This is a genomic window from Chitinimonas taiwanensis DSM 18899, from assembly GCF_900119825.1.
In the GTDB taxonomy this organism is placed as follows: Bacteria; Pseudomonadota; Gammaproteobacteria; order Burkholderiales; family Chitinimonadaceae; genus Chitinimonas; species Chitinimonas taiwanensis.
Window position 1 is genome coordinate 72,670 of the sequence record NZ_FPKR01000007.1, and the last position, 25,195, is coordinate 97,864.

The window sequence follows — 25,195 nt, forward strand, 5'->3', positions numbered from 1 at the left end:
GACTCACTGGGGCAGCGAAGCCTGCGGCATGCGCTCGGGCAGCCAGCGCGCCAGCAGCTTGAACAACTCCTGCGGCTCGATCGGCTTGGCGATATGGTCGCTGATGCCGGCCGCCAGGCAGCGCTCCTTGTCACCAGCCATGGCATTCGCGGTCAGTGCCACCACTGGTAGGTGGGCGAAGCGGGGCTGGGCGCGGATCAGGCGGGTGGCGGTCAGCCCATCCATGACGGGCATCTGCAGGTCCATCAATACCAGCTGGTAATCGCGGTGCTTGAGCATATCCAGCGCCATCTGGCCATCGTTGGCCAGGTCCACCTCAATGCCGGCACGGCGCAGCAAATGGGCGCCGATTTCCTGATTGATTTCGTTATCGTCCACCAGCAGCACGCGCGTGCCTTGCAGCGCACCCAGCTCGGCCGGATTGGCCGGTCGAGTCTCGCTCTGGGCCGGGTTAGGCAGGCCAAAGCGGGCACTGAACCAGAAGGTGCTGCCCACGCCGGGAATGCTGCGCACGCCCACCTCGCCGCCCATCAGCCCGACCAGTTCCTTGGCAATCGCCAGCCCGAGGCCGGTGCCGCCGTAGCGGCGCGTGGTGGTTGCATCGGCCTGCTGGAAGCTCTGAAACAGCTGGGCCTGCTGGGCCGGGGTCATGCCGATGCCGCTGTCTTCTACCTCGAAATGCGCAAGCAGACCTTGCGCATCCTGGCTGGCCAGCCGTGCGCGCAGCACGATATCGCCATGCTCGGTGAACTTCACCGCGTTATTGGCGAAATTGATCAGCACCTGGCTCAGGCGTAGCGGATCGCCGGCCAGCTTGGCGGGCAGGGCGGGGTCGATCTCGAAATGCAGGCGCAGGCCCTTCTTCTGGCACGGCTCCTCGAGCAGATCGGCCAGGCTGTCCAGCACGGTGGCCAGCTCGAATTCCACGCTGTCCATCTGCAGCTTGCCGGCCTCCACCTTGGAGAAGTCGAGGATGTCATTGATGATGCCCAAGAGGTGCTTGGCCGAGCGCTGGATCTTCTGCACATAGTCGTGCTGCTTGGGATTGAGCTCGGTCTGCAGCGCCAGATGCGCCATGCCCAGAATGGCATTCATCGGGGTGCGGATCTCATGGCTCATATTGGCCAGGAAGAGCGATTTCATCTGCGAGGCCTGTTCGGCCTGGGCACGTGCGCTATCGAGTTCTCGCTCGTGCGCGAGCAGGGTGCTGTTCAGCGCGGCCAGTTCCTGGGTGCGGCTTTGCACACGCGCTTCCAGCACTTCCTCATTGCGCGCCAGCTCTTCCAATAGGCGCGCGTTTTGGCGTTCGCGCTCGGCCAGGGCGGCATTCATGGCATTGAAGGCCTGGGCCAATCGGGCGAATTCATCATTGCCGGCCACCTGCAGCTGGGCATGGTAGTCGCCCTGGCGCACGCGTTCGACCGCATCAGCCAGCCTGTGCACCGGGCGCGACAGCATGCGTGCCAGCCAGATGCTGCCCAACACGCCGAGCAGGAAGAAGGCGCCGCCGATGGCCAGTGACTGCTGCAGGGCCTTGGCCAGCTCGGTGCGCACGAAGCGGATGTCCACATCGGCCCCGACCACCATGTATTGGCCGGGCGCAGCTTCAATGCGCTGGAAGGCGGAGCGGAAGTAGCCGAAGCGGTCGCGATACTCGGCGAAGTTGCGCCGGCCCGTATGCAGGGTGTCCAGAATGGCCGGGTGGGGGGTGGTTTCGTACAGCTGGAAGTGGTGGCCGTAGTTCTGCGCGGCGATCTCGCGTTCATCGGCCGCATCGGCCACATAGACAAGCTTGCCCTCGGACTCGATGAACACATACAGATAGCGCACACCGGTCTGCTGGCTGTACTCGTTCAGCGAACGCACCAGGCGCAGATATTCGCCCTTGTCGATGGTGCCGGGCTGGCTGGCGCGGCGCAGGTAATCGTCGCCTATCATCTTCGGCGCTGCGCTCACGCCGGCGATCAGCCGCGCATCGATGGCCTCGCGCGCGCTGCTGGATTTCAGTTCCCAGACATAGAAGGTGTAGGCGGCCGCGGCGAGCAGATTGATGCCCAGCAGCACCCAGAGAATCTTGGTGCGCGCGGTCTTGGGCTGGAGCAGGGCGAACAGCTGTTTCACGACACTTTCCTCGGAGTGTGGCGAGTGACCGGCCTGGGTCCGGTCGGCTTGTTGATTAGAAAATTATGATTAGGCAAATCAACAAGTTTGGCGAATTGGCGGCGATTATGCATCAAGCCGCCAGCCGCGCGTTCGCTTCTTGCTCGGTGGCAGGCACAAGTAAAACGGCAGCCTAGGCTGCCGTGGGGTTTTTACTCAGTGATGTACTGTCAGCCATCCAGCTGCTGCAACAGATACAGGCGCTGGTAAATGCCGCCCTCCAAGGCCATCAGCGCCTCATGGTCGCCCAGCTCGGCAATCCGACCGTGATTGAGCACCACGATCTGGTCGGCCGCGCGGATGGTGGATAGGCGGTGCGCAATCGCCACCAAGGTGACCTTGCCGCGTAGCTCGTTCAGTGCCTGCTGCACGATCTGCTCAGTCTCCGAATCGATATGAGCGGTGGCCTCATCCAGAAACAGGATGCGCGGCTGCCCGGCCAGCGCGCGCGCAATCGCGATCAGCTGCTTCTGCCCGGTCGAGAGGCGCGCGCCGCCTTCGCCCAGCGGCGTGGCATAGCCTTGCTCGAGCGCCTGGATGAAGTCGTGGCAGCGCGCGGCGCGCGCGGCGGTTTCGATCTGCGCATCGCTCAAGTCACGCCCCATGGCGATGTTCTCGCGTGCGCTGGCCGCCAAGAGAAAGGGGTCTTGCGGCACCAGGCCAACGTCGGCGCGGAAATTGTCATCGCTGAACTGCGCCAAGGGCACGCCATCGATCTCGATACGGCCGGCCTGGGCGGTGTAAAAGCGCAGCAGCAGGCTGAGCAGGGTGGATTTGCCGCTGCCGGTGTGGCCGACGATGCCGAAGAAAGCGCCAGCCGGGATGTTCAGGCTCAGATCGTGGATGACCGGATTGTCGGCCGCATAGCCAAAGCTCAGGTCGCGGATGGCGATCTGGCCGTGGGCAATACGCCGTGCCGGCGCCTCCTCGCCCACATAGCGCGCGCCCTCCTCCTGCAGCAGCGTATTCACGCGTGCGGCCGAGACGACGGCCTGCTGCAGTTGGCTGAACTGCAGGGTGATCTGGATCAGCGGGTCGACTACCCGGCCGATATAGCTGACGAACGCATACAGGATGCCCACCTCGATGCCGCTTAGCTCGCGCAGACCGAAGCTGTAGATGACCACCACCAGCAGGATCACATTCAAGAGATCGAGCATGGGTCGCAGCAACCAGGCATTGGCGCGCAGCTCCATCAGGCGCGCGCCGTAATGCTGCTGATTGGTGGCCTTGAAGCGCGCGGCGAAGCGTGCCTCGGCATTGCTGGCCTGCAGCACCGCCATGCCGGCAATGCTCTCGGCCATCTGGGCATTGATCTCGCTGCGCAACTCGCGCGCGCGCGCCACCGCCGGGCCGCTCCAACGCTGGTAGAACCAGACGATGATGATGACGGCCGGCAGCATGACCGCCACGATCAGCATCAGGCGCCAATCCAGCCAGGCCATGGCCAGCATGGCGCCGAGTACCACGATGCTGCTGTCTAGCATCACGAACAGCACCTGCACATACAGGTTCTTCACCTGCTCGGTGTCATTGGTCACCCGGCTGACCAATTGGCCGGTGATCGCCTTGTCGAAGAAGGCCATCGGCAGGCGCATCACATGCCCATACACCTGCTCGCGCAGGCGTTTGACCGAGCGCATGGCCACGCCCGACAGGCGTGCCAGCTGCAGATAGCGCAGCAGGCTGGCTGCCCAGCCCACCAGCAGCACGCCGCCCAGCAGCATCACGATGGCGTTGAGGTCCAGCGTGCGCGGCAACAGGTATTGGTCGATGAAATGCTTGCCCAGCAAGGGGCCAAGCGCTTCCAGGCCGGCGGCGATCACCAGCCAGAACGTGCCCCACCACAGATGGCGGTGCTCGGGGGCGGCGGCGCTGCGCAGCAGGGCGATGGCCTGCGCGGTGTTCAGGCGCGCGGGCGGGGTCTTAGAGGGCGTCAAGGCTGGCCTCCAGTTGTTGGTAGCGCCATTGGCTGGCATACCAGCCATCGCGCGCCAGCAGTGCGGCGTGCTGGCCGGATTCCACGATGCGGCCTTCGCGCAGCACCAGGATCTGGTCGGCGTCCATCACCGCGCTGAGTCTATGGCTGACGATGATCACGGTGCGGTTCAGGCGCTGCTCGCGCAGATGGCTGAGGATGTCGGTTTCGGTCTGGGTATCGACGGCGGATAGCGCATCGTCGAGCAGCAGCAACGGCGCATCGGCCAGCAGCGCGCGCGCGATGGCCACGCGCTGGCGCTGGCCGCCCGACAAGGCCACGCCTTTCTCGCCCACCGGCGTCGCGTAGCCGAGCGGGAAGCGCAGGATGTCCTCGTGGATGGCCGCCAGCCTCGCGGCCTGCTCGATCTCGGCCGGCGTGGCATCGGCGCGGCTGAGGGCAATGTTCTCGGCAATGCTGGCCGAGAACAGGAAGGGTTCCTGCGGCACCCAGCTGATTGCGCCATGCAAGGCTTCCAGCTGGTAGTCGGACAGCGGCGTGTCGCCCCAGCGTATCTGCCCGTGCTGCTGTGCATACTGGCGCAGGATCAGCCGCACGATGCTGGACTTGCCGGCGCCGGTCGGGCCGACCAGGCCCAGGGTCTGGCCTTCGGGCAGGGTGAAACCGATGTCCTGCAGCGCCGCACTGCCCTGGTTCGGATAGCGCAAGCTGACCGCGTCGAAGTGCAGGGGCGCGGCGCGGATCGCGGTCACTGTGCCATGGTCGTCGATTGACAGCGGCGTGTTCAGCACCGGCCACAGGCGGCCCCAGGCGGCGCGGCCGCGCTCGATCAGGCTCATCACCCAGCCGGCGGCAAACATCGGCCAGATCAGCTGGCCCAGATACATGCTAAAGGCGGTCAGCGCACCGATGGTCAGTTGATCGTGCCAGACCAGATAGCCGCCCAGCGACAGGGTCAGCACGCTGGCGGCCACCAGGGTCAGGCCCACGGCCGGCTCGTAGGCGGCCTCCCAGCGCTGCGCGCGCAGGCTGGCTGCGGCCGCTTTTTCCGCCAGCTCGGAAAACTGCGCGGCCGAACGCGCTTCCAGGCCCAGCGCCCGCACGGTGCGCACCCCGGCCAGGGTTTCCTGCACATGGTCATTCAGGTCGCCAAAGCGGTCGAGCGAATCCTTGGAGGCGGCGTGAATCTGGTTCGAGATATACCAGAAGGCCAGCGCCATCAGCGGGAAGGGCGCCAGCGCAGCCAGGGCCAGATGCCAGTCGATGCCGATGGTCATCATCGCGATCACCAGCACCAGGGTCAGCGTGCCGTCAAAGCCGGCCAGCATCGCTTCGCCAGCGGCCATTTCCACCGCATCCACATCATTGGTGGCCAGTGCCATCAGGTCGCCGGTGCGCTGGCCCTGGTAGAAGCTCGGCCCCTGCAGGCTCAGGCGCTGGTAGAGCTGCGTGCGCAGCTGCACACCCAGCCGGTAGCTGGCCGCAAACAGCTGCAGGCGCCAGCCCACGCGCAAAAAATAGATGCCGAGGCCCGCCAGCAAAAGGCTGCCCAGCTGCCAGAACAGCGTGGTGCCACCGAGCTGGCCCGCCACCATCGCATCGACGATATGGCCGACCTGGCGCGGAATGAAGACGGTAAGCACCGCCACACCGGCCAGCATTAGGGCGGAGAGGAAGTAGGGGCGCCAATGTTGGCGTACGAAGCTGCCGATCAGGCCGGATAGGGTCATGCCAGTGCCTTACACCTTGTCAGTGCACGCCAGCGCCCGGGTAGGGCGCTGGCGCGGGAAGGGCACGATTCTACGGTGAAGCGGGCCAGCTGGCTTGTGGCTGCGATAGGCTGGTCTGTGTCGCGACGGATGGCGCACGGCGCAGCCGAACGGCAAAACGCCACCGCACTGAGTTGGGCGGTGGCGTTGGGGCTGGGGCGAGCAGCGGCTTAGCCTTGGTGGCCGCGCAGCGGCTTGCCGGCTTGTGCCTGCTTGGCGGCGGGCTGGGTGGCGGTACTGGTCTGGCTGTCGGCCGGGCGTTGTTCGCTGCTCACCGGGGTATTGAAACTGACCCGCTCGCGGGCAGTGCGGCTATTGGCGGGCTGATCGGCCATGACCGCGGTGGACAGCAGGGCCAGGCTGGTGGCGAGCAGGGTCGAGAAGCGGATAGCGGTGTTCATGTGGGTAGTCCTTGGCAGTGGGAACGCCGGATTGCGTTCAGTGCCGCCACTGTATTGCTAAGCAGTCTGTTGATAAATTGGCCTTTCCTTGATGGTTTATTGCATATTGGTACGTAATGAGACGGGAGGGCTGGGCATGGATACCTTGATCAGCATGCGGGTGTTTCGGCGCGTGGTGGAGCTGGGCAGCTTTGTCGCGGCGGCCGAGCAGCTGGGCCTGTCGGCCGCCATGGCCAGCCGGCATGTTGCACATCTGGAGCGCCATCTGGGTGTGCGCCTGCTCAATCGCAGCACGCGCCATCTGAGCCTGACCGATGGCGGCGCCCAGTATTTCGAACGCTGCCGCAGCCTGCTGGATGAGTTGCACGAGGCCGAGGCAGCCGTCAGCCAGAGCGCGCTGGCGCCGCAGGGCACTTTGCGCATCAGCGCGCCGGTGCCGTTTGGTGTGCGCCATCTGGGCCCGGCCATTGGCGACTATCTGGCTCGCTACCCGCAGGTGCTGCTCGATCTGAGTCTGAACGATCGCACCGTGGACCTCGCTGAGGAGGGCTTCGATCTGGCCATCCGGGTTGGCCAGAACCCGAACCCGGCCCTGATTGCACGTCGGCTCTGTTGCGTGCGGCTGGCCCTGGTCTGCTCGCCCGGCTATGCCGCACGCTATGGCCTGCCGCGTACGCCGGCCGATTTAAGCCAGCACCGCACGATTGCCTATGCCTATTCGGCCGAGGGCGAGCACTGGACCTTGCGTGGGCCGGACGGCTTGCACAGCTATCCGATCAAGCCGGTGCTGCGCGTGAACAATGGCGATCTGGCTGCGGCAGCGGCCATGGCCGATGTGGGCATTGGTTCTGAGCCGACCTTCCTAGTGGGCGATGATCTGCGCGCCGGGCGACTGATCAGCGTGCTGCCCGACTATCCGCAACCCGAGCTGACCCTGTATGCGGTCTACCTGAGCCGGCGCTTTCTCTCCGCTAAGGTGCGTACCTTCATCGACTTCCTGGCCGAGCGCTTTGGCCCCGAGCCCTACTGGGACCGCGACCTTTAAGCGCCGCCAAGCAGCCACGCTCGCGTCAGGCCGCGATGGCCAGCTCCAGCGTCGCCACATAGCCCTGGTTGGCGTTGCCGCTGACCGTGCACATCTGCAGGCTGGTGCCATCGCTGAACACATTGTCGCTGGCGAAGCTGATACGGCCGAGATTGCTCACGCTGCTGGCATAGCCACTGGCCGTATAGGCCTCGTTAATGCTGGCGAGCGGGAAAGTTAGCTGCGAGGTCTTGATCTGGTTGGCCGCGCTGCTGGCCTGCGCGAGGCTGGGGTAGATTTCGAAATGCACATGCGGCATGCGTCCGTCGTAGCAGCCGGGGAAGATGGTGTCGAAGCTCAGCTCGCCATTCGCATCGCTCTCCTGCACGCCGCGCAGGAAGTTCTCGTTCAGCACGCTGCTCGAATACATCGAGTACAGGCCCTCGCGCGTGCAATGCCATAGATAGACCGCGAAGCCCGCCAGGTTCGCGCAGCTGTTGGTGTTATTGCGCAGCTTGAGTGTGATGGTCAGTGGCACGCCCTCGGCCACGCCACTGGCGCCACCAACACTGCTGCGGATATCGCGCCGTACGATGCCGGACAGCTGCAGGGCATTGACAATACCGTTGCCATTGCTGTTCGAGCCATCACCCGGATAGGGGCCGGCCGTCTCTTCGGGTATCACCGCGCAGCTACCACTGGTGCCACTGCTGCCGCCGTCGCTGACGCTACCGGTGCTGCCCGAGTTATTGCCGCTGCTGGTCGCGCCACCATCGCAGCCGAGCAGCGGCAACGGCGCCATGCTGGCCACGGCCATCCAGCGCAAAGCCTGACGGCGCCCGGCCGTGCTGTGCAGCAAGCGCGCCAGATCGATGTGCAAACCCTGATCCTGTTCCTGCATGGTGCTCTCCTGTTCTTTGCCGCGGGCGGGAAGCGAACGCGTGGGCAAGTGTGTGAAACAGAAGCAAAGATAAGGGCGCAGGCTGGCTGAATGATGTCGAAACGGTAAAGGCCTGCGCCAAGGTGTAACTGAGTGGTAAATCCCGCCGCGCCAGGCACGGCGGGGCGGCTCAGTATTCCCAGAAGATGCGCTGCAGGTCCTGGCTGCTGCGTCCTTGCGCGAGGGCCACGCTGGCCAGGATGCGGGCTTTTTGCGGATTCAGGTCGTGGGCGACCACCCAGTCGTATTGATCATCCGGCTGCTCGGCATTGCGCAGCACAAAGCCACCCGCCACGCGCGCCGAGCGGATGATCTGCACGCCTTGCTGGCGCAGCTTCCGCAGCGTGGGCACGGCGCGGTCGGCCACCGAGCCATTGCCGGTGCCGGCATGAATGATGGCTTTCGCGCCGCCGGCCGCGGCGGCCTCGTACAGGCTGGCCGGCACATTGCCATAGCTGTAGACGATCTCGACCGGCGCCAGCTGGCTGATCTGCTCGACATCGAATTCGCTCTGCGCGGTATGGCGCTTGATCGGTGCGCGGAACCAGTAATTGCGGCCTTCCACCACCATGCCCAGTGCACCCCATTGGCTGCTGAAGGCATCGGTCTTGATATTGATCTGCTTGCTGACGTCGCGCCCGCTGTCGATCTGGTCGTTCAGGGTCACCAGCACGCCCTTGGCGCGCGCGTCAGGGCTGCCCGCCACCACGACGGCGTTGTACAGATTGAGCGCGCCGTCGGCGGATAGGGCAGTGCCTGGCCGCATCGAGCCGACCAGCACGATCGGCTTGTCGGTGCGTACGGTCAGATTGAGGAAATAGGCAGTCTCTTCCAGGGTATCGGTGCCATGGGTGACCACGATGCCGTCCACATCAGCCTGCTTGGCCAGCGCCGCCACCCGCTTGCCCAGCGCAAGCAGCTTGTCATTGGTAAAGCTTTCCGAGGCGATCTGAGACACTTGCTCGCCGCGCACCTGGGCGACCTTGGCCAGTTCCGGCACGCTGAGGATCAGCTTGTCGACCGGCACCTTGGCGGCCTGGTAGCTCGCGCTATTGAGCGTGCTAGCACCTGCGCCGGCAATGGTGCCGCCGGTGGCCAGGATCACCACATTGGGTTTATCGGCCGCCAGGGCGGCCAGGGTTGAGGCGGCCAGGGCCAGCAAGGCAAGGCGCTTGCGTAATGGGTTGAACATGATGGTCTCTTCCATGTGTTTGTCGCCAGCCGGCTGAATCGACCGTACTGGCGCCGCGGTCGATATGCCGCGACACGGGAGAGGCTAGTCTGGCCTCCTGCTGCGTCGTATTGGGGGAAGCCAGCTTGGGGTTAGCCCGCTTGGGGATTTCCTGACCAGCCTCGGCCCGGCGTGCACCGAATCGGCCCGCTGAGTGTTGGCGGTGCTTGGAAGACCTGCGGGAAACCCTAGTGGGAGAACGGCGTGCTTGTTGCGGTTTTGTCGTCTCGATCTTGCAAGGGGCTGGTTGGCGATTCGGCACGCATGCTCCAATCGCCCTCCATTCGCCAGCCACCGAGTCCGCCGATGTAAGCCGACACAAGACGCAAACTTTTCTGCTGACCCGCCGCCGCACTGGCCTGGGTCGTTTTGCGTTTTCTGAAGGACTCGATCTATGACGACTGTCAGTTCTGCGGCCACGCTGGCCGCTACGCCTCCGCTTGCCCATTCCGAGGAGTATTTCGGCGCCTACCGCAATTTCTGGTGGCATACCGACTTTCTGGCCCTGATGGCCCAGCGCCTGCAAACCCGACAGCTGCGGCACATGCTGGATGTTGGCTGCGGCCAATGTCACTGGAGCCGACTCTGGCTAGCCCATCTGGCGGCGCAGGCCGAGATCACCGCCTTGGACCGCGACCCGCGCTGGGCGGCCGGCGACGTGCGGCTTCAGGCACATTTTCCCGCCCAAGGCGCACGGTTGCGCTTTGTCCAAGGCGATGCGGCAAGGCTACCTTTTGCCGACGCCAGCTTTGATATGGTCACCTGCCAGACCTTGCTGATCCACGTGGCTGATCCGAGTCGGGTGCTGAGTGAGATGCGCCGTGTGCTGCGACCGGGTGGGCTGCTGTTGTGCAGCGAGCCGAGCAATCTGGCCAATGCAGCCATGGCGAATGCCCTGACTGTGCAAAGAGATAGTGCTGCGCAACTGGACGCCTTTCGCTATCGGCTGCTGTGCGAAGAGGCCAAACGCCTGGCGGGTGAGGGAGACTCATCGCTCGGTGATAAGCTGGCCTGGCTGCTGCAGGCGTGCGGCTTTCAGTCCATTCAAAGCTATCTGTCCGACAAGGCTACGCCCTTGCTCCCACCCTATGTGGGCCAGGAGGCGCAGGCGAATCTGAACGAGGTACAGGCCATGGCCGAGCCGTCACGGGTGTTGATCTGGCAGGCCCATGTGGCCCGCTGGGCCGCTGCCTTGCCCGACCCGGCCGAGCGCCAGTTCCTGCTCGACTATGCAGCTAGCGCGGTGCAAGCGGCCAAGCAGATCGTCGAGTTGGTCGCCGCCGGCCAGTACTGGGACAGCGGCGCGGCACTCATGTATCTGGTGGCCGGGCGTCGCTAAGCGCACCACATGCAAAAAAGCCCCCGCAGGCGCGGGGGCTTTTTTGATACGGACAACGATCAGCGTGCCTGCTTGGCCTTGGCGGCTAGGCGGCTGCGGTGCAGCACCGGCTCGGTATAGCCATTCGGCTGCTTGGCGCCTTCGAACACCAGCTCACAAGCGGCCTGGTAGGCGATGCTGGCGGCGAAGTCGGTGGCCATGGGCTGGTAGAGCGGGTCATTGGCGTTCTGGCTGTCCACGATCTTGGCCATGCGCTCCATTACCGCCTGCACCTGCGCGCGGCTGACAATGCCGTGGCGCAGCCAGTTGGCCACATGCTGGCTGGAGATGCGCAGCGTGGCACGGTCTTCCATCAGGCCGACGTTGTGGATGTCCAGTACCTTGGAGCAGCCGACGCCCTGATCCACCCAGCGCACCACATAGCCGAGGATGCCCTGGCAGTTATTCTCCAGCTCGGCATTGATCTCCTCGGCGGTCCAGTCGGTCTTGGGCGCGAGCGGAATGCTGAGGATGTCGTCGAGCGCCGCGCGTTGGCGTGCCTTCAGTTCCACCTGGCGCTGGGCCACATTGACCATGTGGTAGTGCAGCGCATGCAGAGTGGCGCCGGTGGGCGAGGGCACCCAGGCACAGTTGGCGCCGGCCTTGGGGTGGCCGAGCTTGCTGGCCAGCATTTCCGCCATCAGGTCGGGCTTAGGCCACATACCCTTGCCGATCTGGGCGCGGCCCGACAGGCCGCACAAGAGCCCCACGTCCACATTCCAGTTTTCGTAGGCGGCAATCCACTTCTCCGCCTTCATCGCTTCCTTGCGGACCACCGGGCCGGCTTCCATCGAGGTGTGGATCTCGTCGCCGGTGCGGTCCATGAAGCCGGTATTGATGAAGATGGTGCGCTCCTTGGCCTGGCGGATGCATTCCTTCAGATTGACCGTGGTGCGGCGCTCTTCATCCATGATGCCGATCTTGAGCGTATTGCGCTTGAGGCCCAGTGCGTCTTCCACGCGGCGGAACAGCTCGACCGCGAAGGCCACTTCTTCCGGGCCGTGCATCTTGGGCTTCACGATATACATCGAGCCGCTGCGGCTATTGCGAAGCTGGCCGAGGCCCAAGAGGTCGTGCTTGGCGATCAGGGCGGTGATGGCCGCATCCATGATGCCTTCGAACACATCCTGGCCGTCGAACTGGACGGCGGGATTGGTCATCAGATGGCCGACATTGCGCAGCAGCATCAAGGAACGGCCGTGCAGTTTCAGCTCGCCACCGTGGGCGGCGGTGAACACGCGGTCGGCGTTCATGCGTCGGGTGACTTGCTTGCCGCCCTTCTCGAAGGTGTCGCTCAGCGTGCCGCGCATCAGGCCCAGCCAGTTGCGGTAGACCTCGACCTTGTCTTCGGCATCCACGGCCGCGATCGAATCTTCGCAGTCCTGAATGGTGGTGACCGCGGCTTCCAGCACGATGTCCTTCACATGGGCCGGGTCGGTGGCGCCAATCGGGTGGCTGGCGTCGATCTGGATTTCGGCATGCAGGCCGTTGTGCTTGAGCAGCACGCTGGTCGGCGTGGCAGCAGGGCCGGCATAGCCGACGAAGGCAGCCGGGTCTTGCAGGCCGGTCGTCTCGCCACCCTTGAGGGCCACCAGCAAGCGGCCATTCGCCACGCTGTACAGCGTGACATCGGCGTGCGAGCCGACGGCCAGCGGGAAGGTGTCGTCCAGGAAGTGGCGGCCGAATTCGACCACCTTGGCGCCGCGCACCGGGTTGTAACCCTTGCCCTTGTCGGCGCCATTGGCCTCGGCAATCACATCGGTGCCGTACAGCGCGTCATACAGCGAACCCCAGCGCGCATTGGCGGCGTTCAGCGCATAGCGGGCGTTCTTTACCGGCACCACCAGCTGCGGGCCGGCCAGGGTGGCGATCTCGGCGTCGACATTCTCGGTCGTTACGCTGAAATCCTCGCCTTCGGGCAGCAGGTAGCCAATCTCGATCAGGAAGGCCTTGTAGGCGGCCGGATCAAAACTACGGTTGGCCTGATGCCAGGCATCGATTTGCGCCTGCAGCGCATCGCGCTTTGCCAGCAGGGCCACATTGGTCGGGGTCAGGTCGGCAACGATCTGTTCGAAGCTGGTCCAAAAGGCCGTGGCTTCGACGCCGGTGCCGGGAATCGCTTCATTGTTCACAAACTGGTACAGCGCGCTATCAATGGCGAGGCGGCCGTGCTGGATGCGGGTGCTCATGATCAGACTTCCTTCTTGAAGGGTGTCGGGGGGGCATCAAGCCTCAACCCAGATACATGCATTGGGATGGTGTTCTTTGATGGTCTCAACCGCGTCTTGGATTGATGCGCTGTCCGCGCGAGCGATTTCATGATTGAAAACAGTAACGTCGACTCCGTTTACACGTAGAGATTTGAGTTCCTCTTCGGTTATGACGTCGGCTGCAACCCAAAGGCTCGTGGGTTGCTCCTGTTTGATTGTGATCGATCGGTAGGTGTCAAATCCCTGGCGGGTTAGCGCAAAGAAAACCATGGCATGCCTATTAAGGTGACTAGAGCAAAACGCCGCCCGAACTCGGGCGAGCTGGGGCGGCGATTGTCGAGGTCAATGACGAGCGGCAGCGAGGCTCCTCGCCGGCGGGCGAGGCGGGGGAGTGGGGTTGAATCAGGGATTGATCTGATTCAACCACTGCAGGCTAATCCCGGCCGGCTTTGCCGGTCGCATGCAACCTGTTTTCCCGTGCTGCAGCTGGATCAATGGAATTGCTCTTCTTCGGTCGAACCGGTCAGCGCGGTCACCGAGGAACGGCCGCCCTGGATCACGGTGGTCACATCGTCGAAGTAACCGGTGCCGACTTCCTGCTGGTGCGACACGAAGCTGTAGCCACGGTCACGGGCAGCGAATTCCGGCTCCTGCACCTTCTCGACATAGGCCGACATGCCGCGGGCCACGTAGTCCTGGGCCAGATCGAACATGTTGTACCACATGCTGTGAATGCCAGCCAAAGTGATGAACTGGTACTTGTAGCCCATGGCACCGAGTTCGCGCTGGAACTTGGCGATGGTGGCGTCGTCGAGGTTCTTCTTCCAGTTGAAGGACGGCGAGCAGTTGTAGGCCAAGAGCTTGCCCGGATGCTTGGCATGCACGGCTTCGGCGAACTTGCGGGCGAATTCCAGATCCGGCGTGCCGGTTTCGCACCAGACCAGATCGGCGTATTCGGCATAGGCCACAGCGCGGCTGATGGCTTGCTCGATACCCTTCTTGGTCTTGTAGAAGCCTTCGGCGGTGCGCTCACCGGTCAGGAAAGGCTTGTCGTTCTCGTCGTAGTCGCTGGTCAACAGGTCAGCGGCTTCGGCATCGGTACGGGCGATCACCAGGGTCGGCACGCCGTACACGTCGGCGGCCATACGGGCAGCGATCAGCTTTTGCACGGCTTCCTGGGTCGGAACCAGCACCTTGCCGCCCATGTGGCCGCACTTCTTCACGCTGGCCAGCTGGTCTTCGAAGTGCACGCCACCGGCGCCAGCGCGGATCATGGCCTTCATCAGTTCGTAGGCGTTCAGCACGCCACCGAAACCGGCTTCGGCATCGGCCACGATGGGGGCGAAGTAGTCAATGAAGTCCTTGTCGCCACGCTCGATACCCTTGGAGTGCTGGATTTCGTCAGCGCGGGTGAAGGCGTTGTTGATGCGTTCCACGACCTTGGGCACCGAGTCCACCGGGTACAGCGACTGGTCCGGGTACATGGCCGAGTATTCGTTGTTGTCGGCAGCGACTTGCCAGCCGGACAGATAGATGGCCTTGATGCCAGCCTTGACCTGCTGCATGGCTTGGCCGCCGGTCAGGGCGCCCAGGCAGTTGATGTAGGGCTCGTTGTTGACGAGATTCCACAGCTTCTCGGCGCCGCGACGGGCCAGGCTGTATTCGTTCTGGACGGAGCCGCGCAGGCGCTCGACGTCAGCGGCGGTGTAACCGCGCTTGATACCCTTCCAGCGGGGGTTGGTATCCCAGTCATGTTGAATGGCGGCAATACGTTGTTCGCGGGTCGACATATCTTTTACCTCGTTGGGCTTGCGCACGGCGGACTTGGCCGGCCGTGACGCGAATTCATATGGGTAGCTTGGGAGGGCCGGCGGTTTGGCTGGCCTTCGCCCTGGCTGGATAGTGCTTGGGGCGACGATCCCCGATCTGGCTATGGATGGTGCCTGCCGGGGAATTCAATGTGTGTAGTCGATTATTGAGCAGTTTCATGTGCGATGCAGCAAATAAATCAAACAAGCGTATGACTAGCCGGAAATCCCCACATTTCTGTGGCTAGTCACCGACGCTGTGAGAAAAGGGCACAGGGCTTGAAATCGAAATAACCATCTCCATCTTAGGGCCTATCGTTTCTGGAGATCGCCTTATGCAACACGAAAACCAAGCAGAAAACCCACAAGATCAAGCACTTGAGCAGGCTGCTGAATTGCAGGCCGAAGCGGGCGACGCCACGGATGCCGTGGCGGCCGAAAGCCTGGAAGCCCAGGTCGCCGCCTTGGAGGCCAAGGTGGCCGAGCTGCAGACTGCCGTGCTGTATGCGAAGGCCGAAGGTGAGAACATCCGTCGCCGCGCCGCGGAAGATGTTGCTGCAGCGCACAAGTATTCGGTGGGTAAATTCGCCAGCGAACTGCTGATCGTGAAGGACTGCCTGGAGATGGCGCTCAAGGACAACTCGTCCGTTGAGAACATCAAGATGGGCGTGGACATGACCTTGCGCAATCTGGTCGGTGCCTTCGACAAGTTCCAGATCAAGGACATCGACCCGCAGGCCGGCGACAAGCTTGACCCGCACAAGCACCAGGCCATGAGCGCCGTGGATGCGGAGCAGGAACCGAATACCGTGGTGAGCGTGATGCAGAAGGGCTATCTGATCGCCGATCGCGTGCTGCGTCCTGCCATGGTCATCGTGGCCAAGGCCAAGAGCGAAAGCTGACTGCGACGGGCCTTGAAAGCCTGCAAGCGCATCCCCACTTAAGTCACATGGTTATTCAAACCGCCGCGGCCCGGCCTGCGGCGCTGAACTGAACAAAGTTAAGAGGATTTACAAAATGGCAAAGATCATCGGTATCGACCTGGGCACCACCAATAGCTGCGTGGCGGTTCTGGAAGGCGGCAGCGTGAAGGTTATCGAGAACGCCGAAGGCGCACGCACCACCCCGTCCATCATTGGCTACACCAATGACGACGAGATTCTGGTTGGCGCACCGGCCAAGCGTCAGGCCGTCACCAACCCGAAGAACACCCTGTACGCGGTCAAGCGCCTGATCGGTCGCAAGTTCGACGAGAAGGAAGTGCAGAAGGACATCGACCTGATGCCTTACACGATTGCCAAGGCCGACAATGGCGATGCCTGGGTGGAAGTGCGTGGCAAGAAGATGGCCCCGCCGCAAATCAGTGCTGAAGTGCTGCGCAAGATGAAGAAGACTGCCGAGGACTACCTGGGCGAGGAAGTGACCGAAGCGGTGATCACCGTGCCGGCCTACTTCAACGACAGCCAGCGCCAGGCTACCAAGGACGCCGGCCGTATTGCCGGTCTGGAAGTGAAGCGCATCATCAATGAGCCGACCGCTGCTGCACTGGCCTTCGGCATGGACAAGCTGGAAAAGGGCGACGCCAAGATTGCCGTGTATGACCTCGGCGGCGGTACCTTCGATATCTCCATCATCGAAATCGCTGATGTGGATGGCGACAAGCAGTTTGAAGTGCTGGCCACCAATGGCGACACCTTCCTGGGTGGTGAAGACTTCGACCAGCGCCTGATCGACTACATCGTGACCGAGTTCAAGAAGGAACAGGGCATCGATCTGAAAAACGATGTGATGGCCCTGCAGCGCCTGAAGGAAGCGGCCGAGAAAGCCAAGATCGAGCTGTCGAGCACCGCGCAGACCGAAATCAACCTGCCTTATGTGACCATGGACGCCACCGGCCCCAAGCACCTGGCGATGAAGATTTCGCGCGCCAAGTTCGAATCACTGGTGGAAGACCTGGTCGAGCGTTCGATTGAGCCTTGCCGTATTGCGCTGAAGGACGCCGGTCTGAAGATCACCGATATCGATGACGTGATCCTGGTCGGCGGTCAAACCCGCATGCCCAAGGTGATGGAAAAGGTGAAGGAGTTCTTCGGCAAGGAGGCGCGTCGCGATGTGAACCCGGACGAAGCCGTGGCTGTTGGCGCCGCCATTCAGGGCTCGGTGCTGTCGGGTGACCGCAAGGACGTGCTGCTCTTGGACGTGTCGCCGCTGTCGCTCGGTATCGAGACCATGGGCGGCGTGATGACCAAGCTGATCCACAAGAACACCACCATCCCGACCAAGGCGTCGCAAGTGTTTTCGACCGCCGAAGACAACCAGAGCGCCGTGACGATTCATGTGCTGCAAGGTGAGCGTGAGCGCGCCTCGGCCAACAAGTCGCTCGGCCAGTTCAATCTGGAAGGCATCCCGGCTGCGGCTCGCGGCACGCCACAGATCGAGGTCGAGTTCAATATCGACGCCAACGGCATCCTGCATGTGTCGGCCAAGGACAAGGCGACTGGCAAGGCCAATAACATCACCATCAAGGCTAACTCGGGCCTGAGCGAAGAAGAGATTCAACGCATGGTGAAGGACGCCGAGGCCAATGCCGAGGAAGACAAGAAGCTGACCGAGCTGGTCGGTGCACGTAACCAGCTGGAAGGCCTGATCCACTCGGTGAAGAAGTCGCTGACCGAATACGGTGACAAGATCGCCGCTGACGAGAAGAGCGCGATCGAAGCCGCCCTCGCCGATGCCGAAGGCGTGGTGAAGGGCGAGGACAAGGCTGCCATCGACGCCAAGTCCGAAGCGCTGATGTCCGCCTCGCACAAGCTGGCCGAGAAGATGTATGCCGACCAGCAAGCCAGCGAAGGCGCAGCCCCGGCTGGTGATGCCAAGCAGGATGATGGCAATGTGGTGGATGCCGAGTACACCGAAGTGAAGGACGAGAAGAAGTAAGTCCCTGACTTCCGGCCTTCGGCCGTCAGGCATAGCTACACCGTCGAAGGACGCAAAGGATGCAAAGGCTTCGCCCTTCGTATCCTTTGCGTCCTTCGCGGTTCGAAACAGTTGTCGATCTACTGCCTAACTGAGGCTAGAAACGCATGGCAAAAAGAGATTTTTACGAGATTCTGGGCTTGAACCGGGATGCCAGCGAGGACGAGATCAAGAAGTCCTATCGCAAGCTGGCCATGAAGTATCACCCGGACCGCAACCCGGATAGCAAGGATGCCGAGGAGAAATTCAAGGAGGCCAAGGAGGCCTACGAGATCCTCTCCGATGAGCAGAAACGTGCCGCCTACGACCAGTATGGCCACGCTGGCGTGGATCCGCAGGCTGGCATGGGCGGTGGTTTTGGCGGTGGCGGCGGCTTTGCCGATGCCTTCGGCGATATCTTCGGTGACATCTTTGGTGGCGGCGGCGGTCGTGGTGGACGCTCGAACGTCTATCGTGGTTCCGACCTGCGTTACAACCTGGAAGTGAGCCTGGAAGAAGCGGCGCGCGGCACCGAAACCAAGATCAAGATCCCGACGCACGAGGATTGCGATACCTGCCACGGGACGGGGGCCAAGCCTGGCACCCAGGCCAAGACTTGTGGTACCTGCGGCGGCCATGGCCAAGTGCGTGTACAGCAAGGCTTCTTCAGCCTGCAGCAGACCTGCCCGACCTGTCACGGCAGCGGCAAGGTGATTCCTGACCCCTGCCGCGCCTGTCATGGCCAGGGTCGGGTGAAGACCCACAAGACGCTGAATGTGAAGATTCCGGCCGGTGTGGACGAGGGTGATCGCATCCGTCTGTCGGGCGAGGGCGAGCCGGGTGTGAATGGCGGTCCAGCCGGCGATCTCTATGTGGTCATCCATCTCAAGCAGCACAGCGTGTTCGAGCGCGAGGGCAATGATCTGCATTGCGAAATGCCGATCAGCTTCGCGGTGGCGGCGCTGGGTGGCGAGATCGAGATCCCGACCCTGGATGGCGCGGTCAAGCTGAAGATCCCGGCCGAAACCCAGACCGGCGCGGTGTTCCGCCTGCGCGGCAAGGGCATCAAGGGTGTACGCTCGGCCATCACCGGCGACCTGATGTGCCATGTGGTGGTGGAGACGCCGGTCAAGCTGACTGACCGCCAGCGCGAGCTGCTGCGCGAGTTCGAGAACATCAGCCTGGAAGATGACGCCAAGCACAATCCGCGCGCCAATTCCTGGATGGACAAGGTGAAGGACTTCTTCAGCAATTAAGCGCTGGATTGGTCAAGAGAAGGGTGCCTGCGGGCACCCTTTTTTTATGGCGCTGTATGCTCAAACGCATAGAGCAAATATTCAGTTTTATTGTCTGAATACGTGATGCACTGATAGAAAATCGCCATGTCTTGCGTGTGTTTGAAATTATTGAGGGACGATGGCAACGCGACTGTTACAATCGCGCGCCCCGATGGTTGAATCGGGTTATTCGATAAAATTGATTGAGGATAAGTACATGAACAAGCTTTTCTCTGCACTGGCACTGGCTGCCGCGCTGAGCGCACCGGCCCTGGCTAATGATCTGTATATCGGCGCCGACATCGGCCGCAGCGATATCGAAGTGGATGCCGGCAATGGCTTCGCCGTCAGCAAGGACAGCACCAGCTTCGCCGTGTTCGGTGGCGTGCAGTTCCACAAGAATTTCGCCGCTGAACTGGCTTACCGCGATCTGGGCGAACTCAAAAGCGGCAATGCCAAGCTGAGCGCCTACGCACTGCAAGCCTCGCTGCTCGGCTCGCTGCCGGTCAGCAACGAGTTCAGCCTGCTGGGCCGTGTTGGTCTGGCCAGCATCAATGCTGAATACCGTGAAAGCGGCTTTGGCTACAGCTACTCGGAAGACAGCAGCGAAACCAAGCCCTTCTTCGGCGTGGGCGCACGCTATGCCGTGAACAAGCAACTGGGTATTCGTGCTGAATACAATCAGTACGCTGAAATCGACGACACCACCATCTCCACGCTGACCGTGGGTGTGGACTACCGCTTCTAAGCCCAGCTTGGAACAGCAAAAAGGCGCCCGTGGGCGCCTTTTTTGTTTGTGCTGTATCGGCCTAGCTAGCCAGGTGCGCGCGGTCGCGGCCGGCGCGTTTGGCTTCCAGCAGGGCGGCGTCGGCGCGGTTCAGGGTGGCGGAATAGCTTTCCTCAACACGGTGCTCGGCCAGCCCGGCGCTGATGGTGATGGCCAGCGTCTCAGTGCCCAGGCGCAGGGTCATGCGCCGTATGCTGTCGCGTACCCGTTCGACGATGGTGCTGGCGGTAGCCAGCTCGGTTTCCGGCAGCAGGATGAGGAATTCCTCGCCGCCCCAGCGGCCGCACAGATCGTACTCGCGCACCTCGGCCTCCATGACCCGTGCCGTCTCGATCAGTACGCTATCGCCGACCTCGTGGCCATGCTGGTCATTAACCTGTTTGAAGTGGTCGATATCGAGCATGGCCACGCAGAAGGTGTGCTGCAGGCGCGTGCTGCGCTCGACCTCGGCCTTCATGCGCTCGATCAGCGGGCGACGGTTGGCCAGCGTGGTAAGCGGGTCATGCGTGGACGCTTCCTTCAGCGCGAGATTGAGCTCGCGCATCATGCCTTGGTAGCGATCGGAGATGCGCGCGACCTTTTCCAGCTGGCGCAGCTGCTTGTCGAAACGCTCGGCCAGCGTCTGCTCGCGCTGGCGCGCCAGGCTCTGGTAGACATCGGACACCCGCGTGATGCGTTCCATGCGGTTGAGTAGTTCGCGGTACTGGTGCCAGAGCTGGCCCAGCGCGAAGCTGAGCGGGTTGTCGCGGTGCTCGGGGTCGGCCAGCAGGCGCTTGATCAGCTCTTCCAGTTCGGCGTGTTCGCGGGTCATGCGGGGCTCGCGCGGCTAGTCTCAGTCATGGCTGAGGATGGCAAAGGGAAAGCTGCAGTCTTCCTTGAATTCCTCGGCCAGTTCGGCCACCCGCTCATTGCGCGGGTCGTAGCGCCAGTTCACCGCCACCGGCTTGTGCTGGTGATGGGCTTCCTCGAGCAGGTCGAAGATATCCATCATGGCCTTGATGCTGCTGGTATTCAGGTAGAGCAGCTTGAGCTCCAGGGTCAGCGGGCGGCCAGCTTGCTTCAGGAAGCGCTCCACCCACTCGAATACCTGGTGGAACAGCTCATAGGAATTTTCCGGGTAGGAATCGCCCTGCATGGACAGGATGCCCTGGGCCCAGTCGCCCTGGATAGCGGGCGTGGATTGTGTACCGGGGATGGAGAAATCGTTCATCGTCTGGGTGCTCGGTAAAGGCTTTGAACAGGCGCTTAGATTTCGGCGCGCAGGCTCAGGAAGGCGCGGCCATCGGCCAGCTGGCGCAGATTGGCTTGCAGGGGGGCGCTGGACTTGCGCGCGATATCGATCAGGCCAAGGCCGGCGCCGCTGCTGGCATCGGCCTCACGCGGCTTGCGCAGCTGTTCCTTGTAGCGCGCCTTCAGCTCGGCCTTGTCGAGGCTGGCCAGCGCCTCGACGCGGGCCAGCATGGCTTCGCCATCCTGCGGGCGGATGATATTGCCGGCCGACACCACGTAATGGCCGGCCTCGTTGCGCGCCACCACCACGGTGGCACTGGCATCCTGCTCGGTCCAGCCCTGCTGCTGGGCATAGTGGCGGATATTCTGGGTCAGCTCGATATACACGCCGAACACATCCATGGCGGCTGAGGGATGGGCATGGTCGGCGGCCAGATAGTTGCGCAGCGCATTGCCGATCTCCTCGATCAGGCTGCGCGAGATCGGCCCATTGAAGCACAGCATGATCTGCTGGCGGTTGTAGCTCTCTCGCATGCTGAACAGGTCAAGCGGTTCCATTGCGGCTCCAGATAAGGTGGGCATCAGTCAAAGCGGAAACACAGCATCGTAATATCGTCGCGCTGGGCGTGCTCGCCCTGGTATTGCGCCAGCGTGCTGCTAAAGGCCTCGCCCTGCTCGCGCAAGGGCAGGCGTGCATGGGTGCGGATCATGTCGGCAAAGCGGCTGCTGCCAAAGCCAAAGCCCATCTCACCGCCGGCCTGGTCCAGGAAGCCGTCGGTGCTCATGTAGAAGGTCTGACCGGCCTGCAAGGGTAGCTGGGCATTGTGATACTGGCCAATGCGCTTGTCCCCAATAGCGCGCCGTGCGCCAGCCAGTTCGGCCACCTGCTCGCCATCGCTGTAATAGAGCGCGATCTTGGCGCCGGCAAAGGTCACCGTGCGGCCGTGCAGATCGACATAGGCAAGGCCGACATCCATATTGCTGGCCAGTGCCTGGCGGCCGCTCTCATCGTGCAGCATGCTGCGGATGATCTGGTCGCAGCGGCGCAGGATGCCGGCCGGGTCGGCCATACCGGCATCGGCAATCGCCTGGTCTATCGCCGCATGGGCGAGCATGGTCATCAGCGCGCCGGGCACGCCATGGCCGGCGCAATCGACCACCCCGAACAGGCAGCCCTGCTCGGCCGCGCGGTAGACATAGAAATCACCGCCCACCACATCGCGCGGGCGCCACAGGACCGCATGCTTTTCGCCTAGCGCCTGTACCAGGTGGCGGTCGGGCAGCATCGCGCGCTGGATCAGGCTCGCGTAGTCGATCGAATCGTCGATCTTCTTGTGCGCGGCGGCCATATCGCGATTGGCCTGCTCAAGCGCCTGGGTGCGTTCGCGCACGCGGTCCTCCAGCTCGCTGGTATGGCTGCGCACCTTGTGCGCCATCACCCCGAAGGCGGCGCTCAGCTGGCCGATCTCATCATCGCGTCCCTCGGGCAGCGCCACCTCGTACTGGCCCTGCGCCATCGCCTGGGCTGATTTCTGCAGATGGCTGATTGGGCGCAGCACCAGCTTGTCCACTGCATAGGCAAAGCCGAGTAGCAGGGCCAGCAGCAAGACGGCCAGCGCCACCAGCAGCGGCGTCAGCCACGGGCCTTCCATGACGCGCGCCGCATGCAGGTCGACCGCGGTCAGCACATGCCAGCCCAGTTCGGGAATAAAGCTCAGCGCCAGCAGCTGGCGCCGGCCATCCAGCTGCACCCAGGTGCTTGCCACGCTGCCTGGCTGGGCCTCGGCATCCTGCATGGCGCGCTGCAAGGCGCTGGCATCCTGTGCACCGCCCAGCAGCTGCTGGAGCTGGCCGCTGCCTAGTTCGCCGCGCTGGGTGGCCGAGTTGAGCGCGATCAGCGTCTTGTCCGGGTGGGCCTGGATGGCGCCCTTGCGGTCGAGAATCATCGGCGTCACGCCCGCTTCGCGGCTGACGATGAATTGTTCGAGAAAGGTGCTCAGATCAAGGCCGCTGCCGGCCAGACCGATCTTGCGCGCGCCATCGCGCACAATCACATTGATCCAGGCCTTGGTGACCTTGAGCTGGCTGTCGTAATTGACATTGATATTGAAGTGGGCGGTATCGCGCAGGGTATTGAAGTACCAGCTGTCGTCAGCCTTGTCGGCGCGCAGCTGATAGCGCGCCTGCTGGCTTAGCGCGGTCTTCGCATCGTTGAAGTAATACTGGCGGCTGCCTTCGCTGATCACGAAATAGGAATGGTCGCGGAAATCGCGCCGATAGCCCTCGGCTTCGCGAAAGAACAGTGCGCGCTTGGCAGGATTGTCCTCGTCCAGCAGCCATTGGCGGGTGACTTCCGAATCAGCTAGGCGCAGGGACAGCGCCAGCTCGCGCGACAGCGGGGCAAAGATCTGCTCGCGCTTGAGCAAGGTGGTGTTCCGTACGAAAGCCTGGCCGAAGTGGTTGCGTATGCTGTCCACCACCTGCCAGCCAATCAGGGCGGCCGGAATCAGCGCGATCAGGCAGGCCAGCAGCAGTGCCAGCAGTGATTTTCCTCGCAAACCCAATGCCGCCATGTCCCGCCCTTGTTTATCCGCGCCGATCGCGGCCAGATTGTGCCGTGCAGCATGCTATGTGGGCAATCATGCCGCGCAAGCCGGCGCTAATATTCCGATTTTGTGCGCAACAATATAAAAAGGGCGCCGTAGCGGGCGCCCTTGTTGCGCGCGATGTGCGCTCAGGCCAGTGCGGCCAGGAAGCGGCGCTCCCAGGGGGTGACCTCGGCCAGGAAGCTGTCCAGCTCCACTTCCTTCACCGCCACGAAGGCATCGACGAACTCATCGCCCAACAGGCTGCGCACGCGCGTGCTGTGGCGCATGGCCGCCAGCGCGCTTTCCAGCGTGCGCGGCAGCTCGGGGCCGCTGCCTTCCTGGTCGAACACCGTGCCGACGGCCTCGGCGCCCGGTTGCAGCTGTTGCTGCATGCCATACAGGCCGGCCGCCAGGCTGGCGGCCAGCGCCAGGTAAGGATTGGCATCGCAGCCGGGAATGCGGTTCTCCACCCGGCGCGCAGCGGGGCTGGAGCGCGGGATGCGGATGCCGACCGAGCGGTTGTCATAGCCCCAGCTCAGATTGACTGGTGCCGCCATATGCTTGGCAAAGCGCCGGTAGCTGTTCACATGCGGGCAGAGCAGCGGCATCAGCTCCGGAATCAGCTGCTGCTGGCCGGCGATGAAATGGGCGAACAGCGCGCTCGGCTGGCCCTCGGCCGTACTGAAGATATTGCGGCCCTGCGCGTCTACCACGCTCTGGTGGATATGCATCGAGCTGCCTGGCTGGCCGGCCAGCGGCTTGGCCATGAACACCACCTGCAGGCCGTGCTTGAAACCCACTTCACGCAAGGCGTACTTGAACAGGAAGGTCTGGTCGGCCAGTGCCAGCGCGTCGCCATGAATTAGGTTGATCTCGTACTGGCTGGGGCCAAGCTCATGCACGAAGGTATCGCCGACGATGCCCAGCATCTCCAGCGCGCTATACACCTCGTCCCAGAAGGCACCCAGATCATTGAGGCCACCGAGGCTAAAGCCCTGCTGGCCATCCTCGCGCCGCCCATTGCGCTTGTCGGGCGCTTCGAAAGGGTCGTTCGGGTCGAGATTGGGGGCAAACACATAGAACTCGAGCTCGGGCGCCACCACTGGTGACCAGCCGTGCTGCGCGTATTTTTCCAGCACACCCTTGAGCACATTGCGGCTGGCGATCGGGGTCGGGCTGCCATCCAGGTCCTCGCAGTCGTGCACGGCCAGCGCGCGCGGCTTGCCTGCCCAGGGCACTTGCTTGAGCGTCGAGTAAAGCGGCAGCAGCTTCATATCCGGGTCGCCCTCGCCCGAGAACTGGTAGTCGGCCCAGTCGCCCGTGGCGGTCTGGATGGCCACCGCGCGGCACAGGCGCAGTTCCTGGCCGGCGGCAAAGCTGCTGGCCGGCATGGCCTTGCCACGCGGAAAGCCGTTGATATCGGCCACCAGGCATTCCACTTCGCGTATGCCGGCGCTCTTCAGCCAGCTCAGATCATGTTGGTTTTGGGTCATCGCAG

Annotated in this window: 19 protein-coding genes; 6 read left to right on the plus strand and 13 right to left on the minus strand. The window is 63.0% G+C overall.

Annotated elements, in window-relative coordinates; all coding sequences use genetic code 11:
* Positions 1 to 3: 3 nt before the first annotated feature.
* From BT173_RS19640 to BT173_RS09940, 4 genes are all read right to left on the minus strand, one after another.
* Complete coding sequence (locus tag BT173_RS19640) at positions 4 to 2,121, minus strand: response regulator (RefSeq protein WP_072428494.1); 2,118 nt, start codon at positions 2,119 to 2,121, stop codon at positions 4 to 6.
* 209 nt (positions 2,122 to 2,330) lie between these two features.
* On the minus strand, positions 2,331 to 4,100 hold the full coding sequence (locus BT173_RS09930; protein ID WP_245794161.1) for an ABC transporter ATP-binding protein: 1,770 nt from the start codon (positions 4,098 to 4,100) through the stop codon (positions 2,331 to 2,333).
* Entirely contained in the window at positions 4,087 to 5,829 is a 1,743-nt protein-coding gene (locus tag BT173_RS09935; RefSeq protein WP_072428495.1) for an ABC transporter transmembrane domain-containing protein, read from the minus strand. The genes BT173_RS09930 and BT173_RS09935 overlap by 14 nt, the downstream gene beginning before the upstream one ends.
* 209 nt (positions 5,830 to 6,038) lie before the next feature.
* Positions 6,039 to 6,269: a hypothetical protein gene (locus tag BT173_RS09940; protein ID WP_072428496.1), complete on the minus strand. Its 231-nt coding sequence runs from the start codon at positions 6,267 to 6,269 to the stop codon at positions 6,039 to 6,041.
* A 136-nt stretch (positions 6,270 to 6,405) separates the two neighbouring features.
* Here BT173_RS09940 and BT173_RS09945 point away from each other — a divergent pair, with 136 nt between their 5' ends.
* Complete coding sequence (locus BT173_RS09945; RefSeq protein WP_072428497.1) at positions 6,406 to 7,314, plus strand: LysR family transcriptional regulator; 909 nt, start codon at positions 6,406 to 6,408, stop codon at positions 7,312 to 7,314.
* A gap of 25 nt (positions 7,315 to 7,339) precedes the next feature.
* On the opposite strand, the gene BT173_RS09950 is transcribed toward BT173_RS09945, so the two are convergent.
* Together BT173_RS09950 and BT173_RS09955 are read right to left on the minus strand one after the other, a co-directional pair.
* On the minus strand, positions 7,340 to 8,194 hold the full coding sequence (locus BT173_RS09950; RefSeq protein WP_072428498.1) for a peptidase associated/transthyretin-like domain-containing protein: 855 nt from the start codon (positions 8,192 to 8,194) through the stop codon (positions 7,340 to 7,342).
* Positions 8,195 to 8,363: 169 nt separating this feature from the next.
* On the minus strand, positions 8,364 to 9,440 hold the full coding sequence (locus BT173_RS09955; protein ID WP_308417574.1) for a type II asparaginase: 1,077 nt from the start codon (positions 9,438 to 9,440) through the stop codon (positions 8,364 to 8,366).
* A gap of 418 nt (positions 9,441 to 9,858) precedes the next feature.
* Between BT173_RS09955 and BT173_RS09960 the strand changes: the two genes are divergently transcribed.
* Positions 9,859 to 10,803, plus strand: a complete 945-nt coding sequence (locus tag BT173_RS09960) for a class I SAM-dependent methyltransferase (RefSeq protein ID WP_072428499.1) — start codon at positions 9,859 to 9,861, stop codon at positions 10,801 to 10,803.
* Positions 10,804 to 10,862: 59 nt separating this feature from the next.
* Here BT173_RS09960 and BT173_RS09965 read toward each other — a convergent pair whose 3' ends face one another.
* Together BT173_RS09965 and aceA are read right to left on the minus strand one after the other, a co-directional pair.
* Positions 10,863 to 13,031, minus strand: a complete 2,169-nt coding sequence (locus tag BT173_RS09965; RefSeq protein WP_072428500.1) for a malate synthase G — start codon at positions 13,029 to 13,031, stop codon at positions 10,863 to 10,865.
* A 512-nt stretch (positions 13,032 to 13,543) separates the two neighbouring features.
* Positions 13,544 to 14,842, minus strand: a complete 1,299-nt coding sequence (gene aceA / locus BT173_RS09975; RefSeq protein WP_072428636.1) for an isocitrate lyase — start codon at positions 14,840 to 14,842, stop codon at positions 13,544 to 13,546.
* A 353-nt stretch (positions 14,843 to 15,195) separates the two neighbouring features.
* Between aceA and grpE the strand changes: the two genes are divergently transcribed.
* From grpE to BT173_RS09995, 4 genes are all read left to right on the plus strand, one after another.
* Positions 15,196 to 15,762, plus strand: a complete 567-nt coding sequence (grpE, locus tag BT173_RS09980; RefSeq protein WP_072428502.1) for a nucleotide exchange factor GrpE — start codon at positions 15,196 to 15,198, stop codon at positions 15,760 to 15,762.
* Positions 15,763 to 15,877: 115 nt separating this feature from the next.
* Positions 15,878 to 17,797 carry a molecular chaperone DnaK gene (dnaK, locus tag BT173_RS09985; protein WP_072428503.1) on the plus strand — a complete coding sequence of 640 codons (1,920 nt, stop codon included), beginning with the start codon at positions 15,878 to 15,880 and terminating at the stop codon, positions 17,795 to 17,797.
* A gap of 146 nt (positions 17,798 to 17,943) precedes the next feature.
* Positions 17,944 to 19,071 carry a molecular chaperone DnaJ gene (gene dnaJ / locus BT173_RS09990; RefSeq protein ID WP_072428504.1) on the plus strand — a complete coding sequence of 376 codons (1,128 nt, stop codon included), beginning with the start codon at positions 17,944 to 17,946 and terminating at the stop codon, positions 19,069 to 19,071.
* A 238-nt stretch (positions 19,072 to 19,309) separates the two neighbouring features.
* Positions 19,310 to 19,840 carry an outer membrane beta-barrel protein gene (locus tag BT173_RS09995; RefSeq protein WP_072428505.1) on the plus strand — a complete coding sequence of 177 codons (531 nt, stop codon included), beginning with the start codon at positions 19,310 to 19,312 and terminating at the stop codon, positions 19,838 to 19,840.
* A 61-nt stretch (positions 19,841 to 19,901) separates the two neighbouring features.
* On the opposite strand, the gene siaD is transcribed toward BT173_RS09995, so the two are convergent.
* The 5 genes from siaD to BT173_RS10020 all read right to left on the minus strand — a co-directional run bounded on the left by siaD (position 19,902) and on the right by BT173_RS10020 (position 25,190).
* Positions 19,902 to 20,690: a biofilm regulation diguanylate cyclase SiaD gene (siaD, locus tag BT173_RS10000; protein WP_072428506.1), complete on the minus strand. Its 789-nt coding sequence runs from the start codon at positions 20,688 to 20,690 to the stop codon at positions 19,902 to 19,904.
* 21 nt (positions 20,691 to 20,711) lie between these two features.
* Positions 20,712 to 21,089: a biofilm regulation phosphoprotein SiaC gene (gene siaC / locus BT173_RS10005; protein WP_072428507.1), complete on the minus strand. Its 378-nt coding sequence runs from the start codon at positions 21,087 to 21,089 to the stop codon at positions 20,712 to 20,714.
* Between the two features lie 35 nt (positions 21,090 to 21,124).
* The gene (gene siaB / locus BT173_RS10010) at positions 21,125 to 21,667 is read right to left on the minus strand and encodes a biofilm regulation protein kinase SiaB (RefSeq protein WP_072428508.1); all 543 of its coding nucleotides are present in this window, start codon (positions 21,665 to 21,667) and stop codon (positions 21,125 to 21,127) included.
* Positions 21,668 to 21,690: 23 nt separating this feature from the next.
* A complete protein-coding gene (gene siaA, locus BT173_RS10015) occupies positions 21,691 to 23,682 on the minus strand; it encodes a biofilm regulation protein phosphatase SiaA (RefSeq protein WP_072428509.1) in 1,992 nt (663 codons plus the stop codon).
* Between the two features lie 161 nt (positions 23,683 to 23,843).
* Entirely contained in the window at positions 23,844 to 25,190 is a 1,347-nt protein-coding gene (locus BT173_RS10020; protein WP_072428510.1) for a glutamine synthetase family protein, read from the minus strand.
* Between the last annotated feature and the right edge of the window lie 5 nt (positions 25,191 to 25,195).

Excerpts from the sequence above, each read along its gene's own strand:
- BT173_RS09935 (WP_072428495.1), bottom strand. The coding sequence starts at position 5,829 with ATGACCCTATCCGGCCTGATCGGCAGCTTCGTACGCCAACATTGGCGC.
- BT173_RS09940 (WP_072428496.1), bottom strand. The coding sequence starts at position 6,269 with ATGAACACCGCTATCCGCTTCTCGACCCTGCTCGCCACCAGCCTGGCC.
- BT173_RS09945 (WP_072428497.1), top strand. The coding sequence starts at position 6,406 with ATGGATACCTTGATCAGCATGCGGGTGTTTCGGCGCGTGGTGGAGCTG.
- BT173_RS09950 (WP_072428498.1), bottom strand. The coding sequence starts at position 8,194 with ATGCAGGAACAGGATCAGGGTTTGCACATCGATCTGGCGCGCTTGCTG.
- BT173_RS09955 (WP_308417574.1), bottom strand. The coding sequence starts at position 9,440 with ATGGAAGAGACCATCATGTTCAACCCATTACGCAAGCGCCTTGCCTTG.
- BT173_RS09960 (WP_072428499.1), top strand. The coding sequence starts at position 9,859 with ATGACGACTGTCAGTTCTGCGGCCACGCTGGCCGCTACGCCTCCGCTT.
- BT173_RS09965 (WP_072428500.1), bottom strand. The coding sequence starts at position 13,031 with ATGAGCACCCGCATCCAGCACGGCCGCCTCGCCATTGATAGCGCGCTG.
- aceA (WP_072428636.1), bottom strand. The coding sequence starts at position 14,842 with ATGTCGACCCGCGAACAACGTATTGCCGCCATTCAACATGACTGGGAT.
- grpE (WP_072428502.1), top strand. The coding sequence starts at position 15,196 with ATGCAACACGAAAACCAAGCAGAAAACCCACAAGATCAAGCACTTGAG.
- dnaK (WP_072428503.1), top strand. The coding sequence starts at position 15,878 with ATGGCAAAGATCATCGGTATCGACCTGGGCACCACCAATAGCTGCGTG.
- dnaJ (WP_072428504.1), top strand. The coding sequence starts at position 17,944 with ATGGCAAAAAGAGATTTTTACGAGATTCTGGGCTTGAACCGGGATGCC.
- BT173_RS09995 (WP_072428505.1), top strand. The coding sequence starts at position 19,310 with ATGAACAAGCTTTTCTCTGCACTGGCACTGGCTGCCGCGCTGAGCGCA.
- siaD (WP_072428506.1), bottom strand. The coding sequence starts at position 20,690 with ATGACCCGCGAACACGCCGAACTGGAAGAGCTGATCAAGCGCCTGCTG.
- siaC (WP_072428507.1), bottom strand. The coding sequence starts at position 21,089 with ATGAACGATTTCTCCATCCCCGGTACACAATCCACGCCCGCTATCCAG.
- siaB (WP_072428508.1), bottom strand. The coding sequence starts at position 21,667 with ATGGAACCGCTTGACCTGTTCAGCATGCGAGAGAGCTACAACCGCCAG.
- siaA (WP_072428509.1), bottom strand. The coding sequence starts at position 23,682 with ATGGCGGCATTGGGTTTGCGAGGAAAATCACTGCTGGCACTGCTGCTG.
- BT173_RS10020 (WP_072428510.1), bottom strand. The coding sequence starts at position 25,190 with ATGACCCAAAACCAACATGATCTGAGCTGGCTGAAGAGCGCCGGCATA.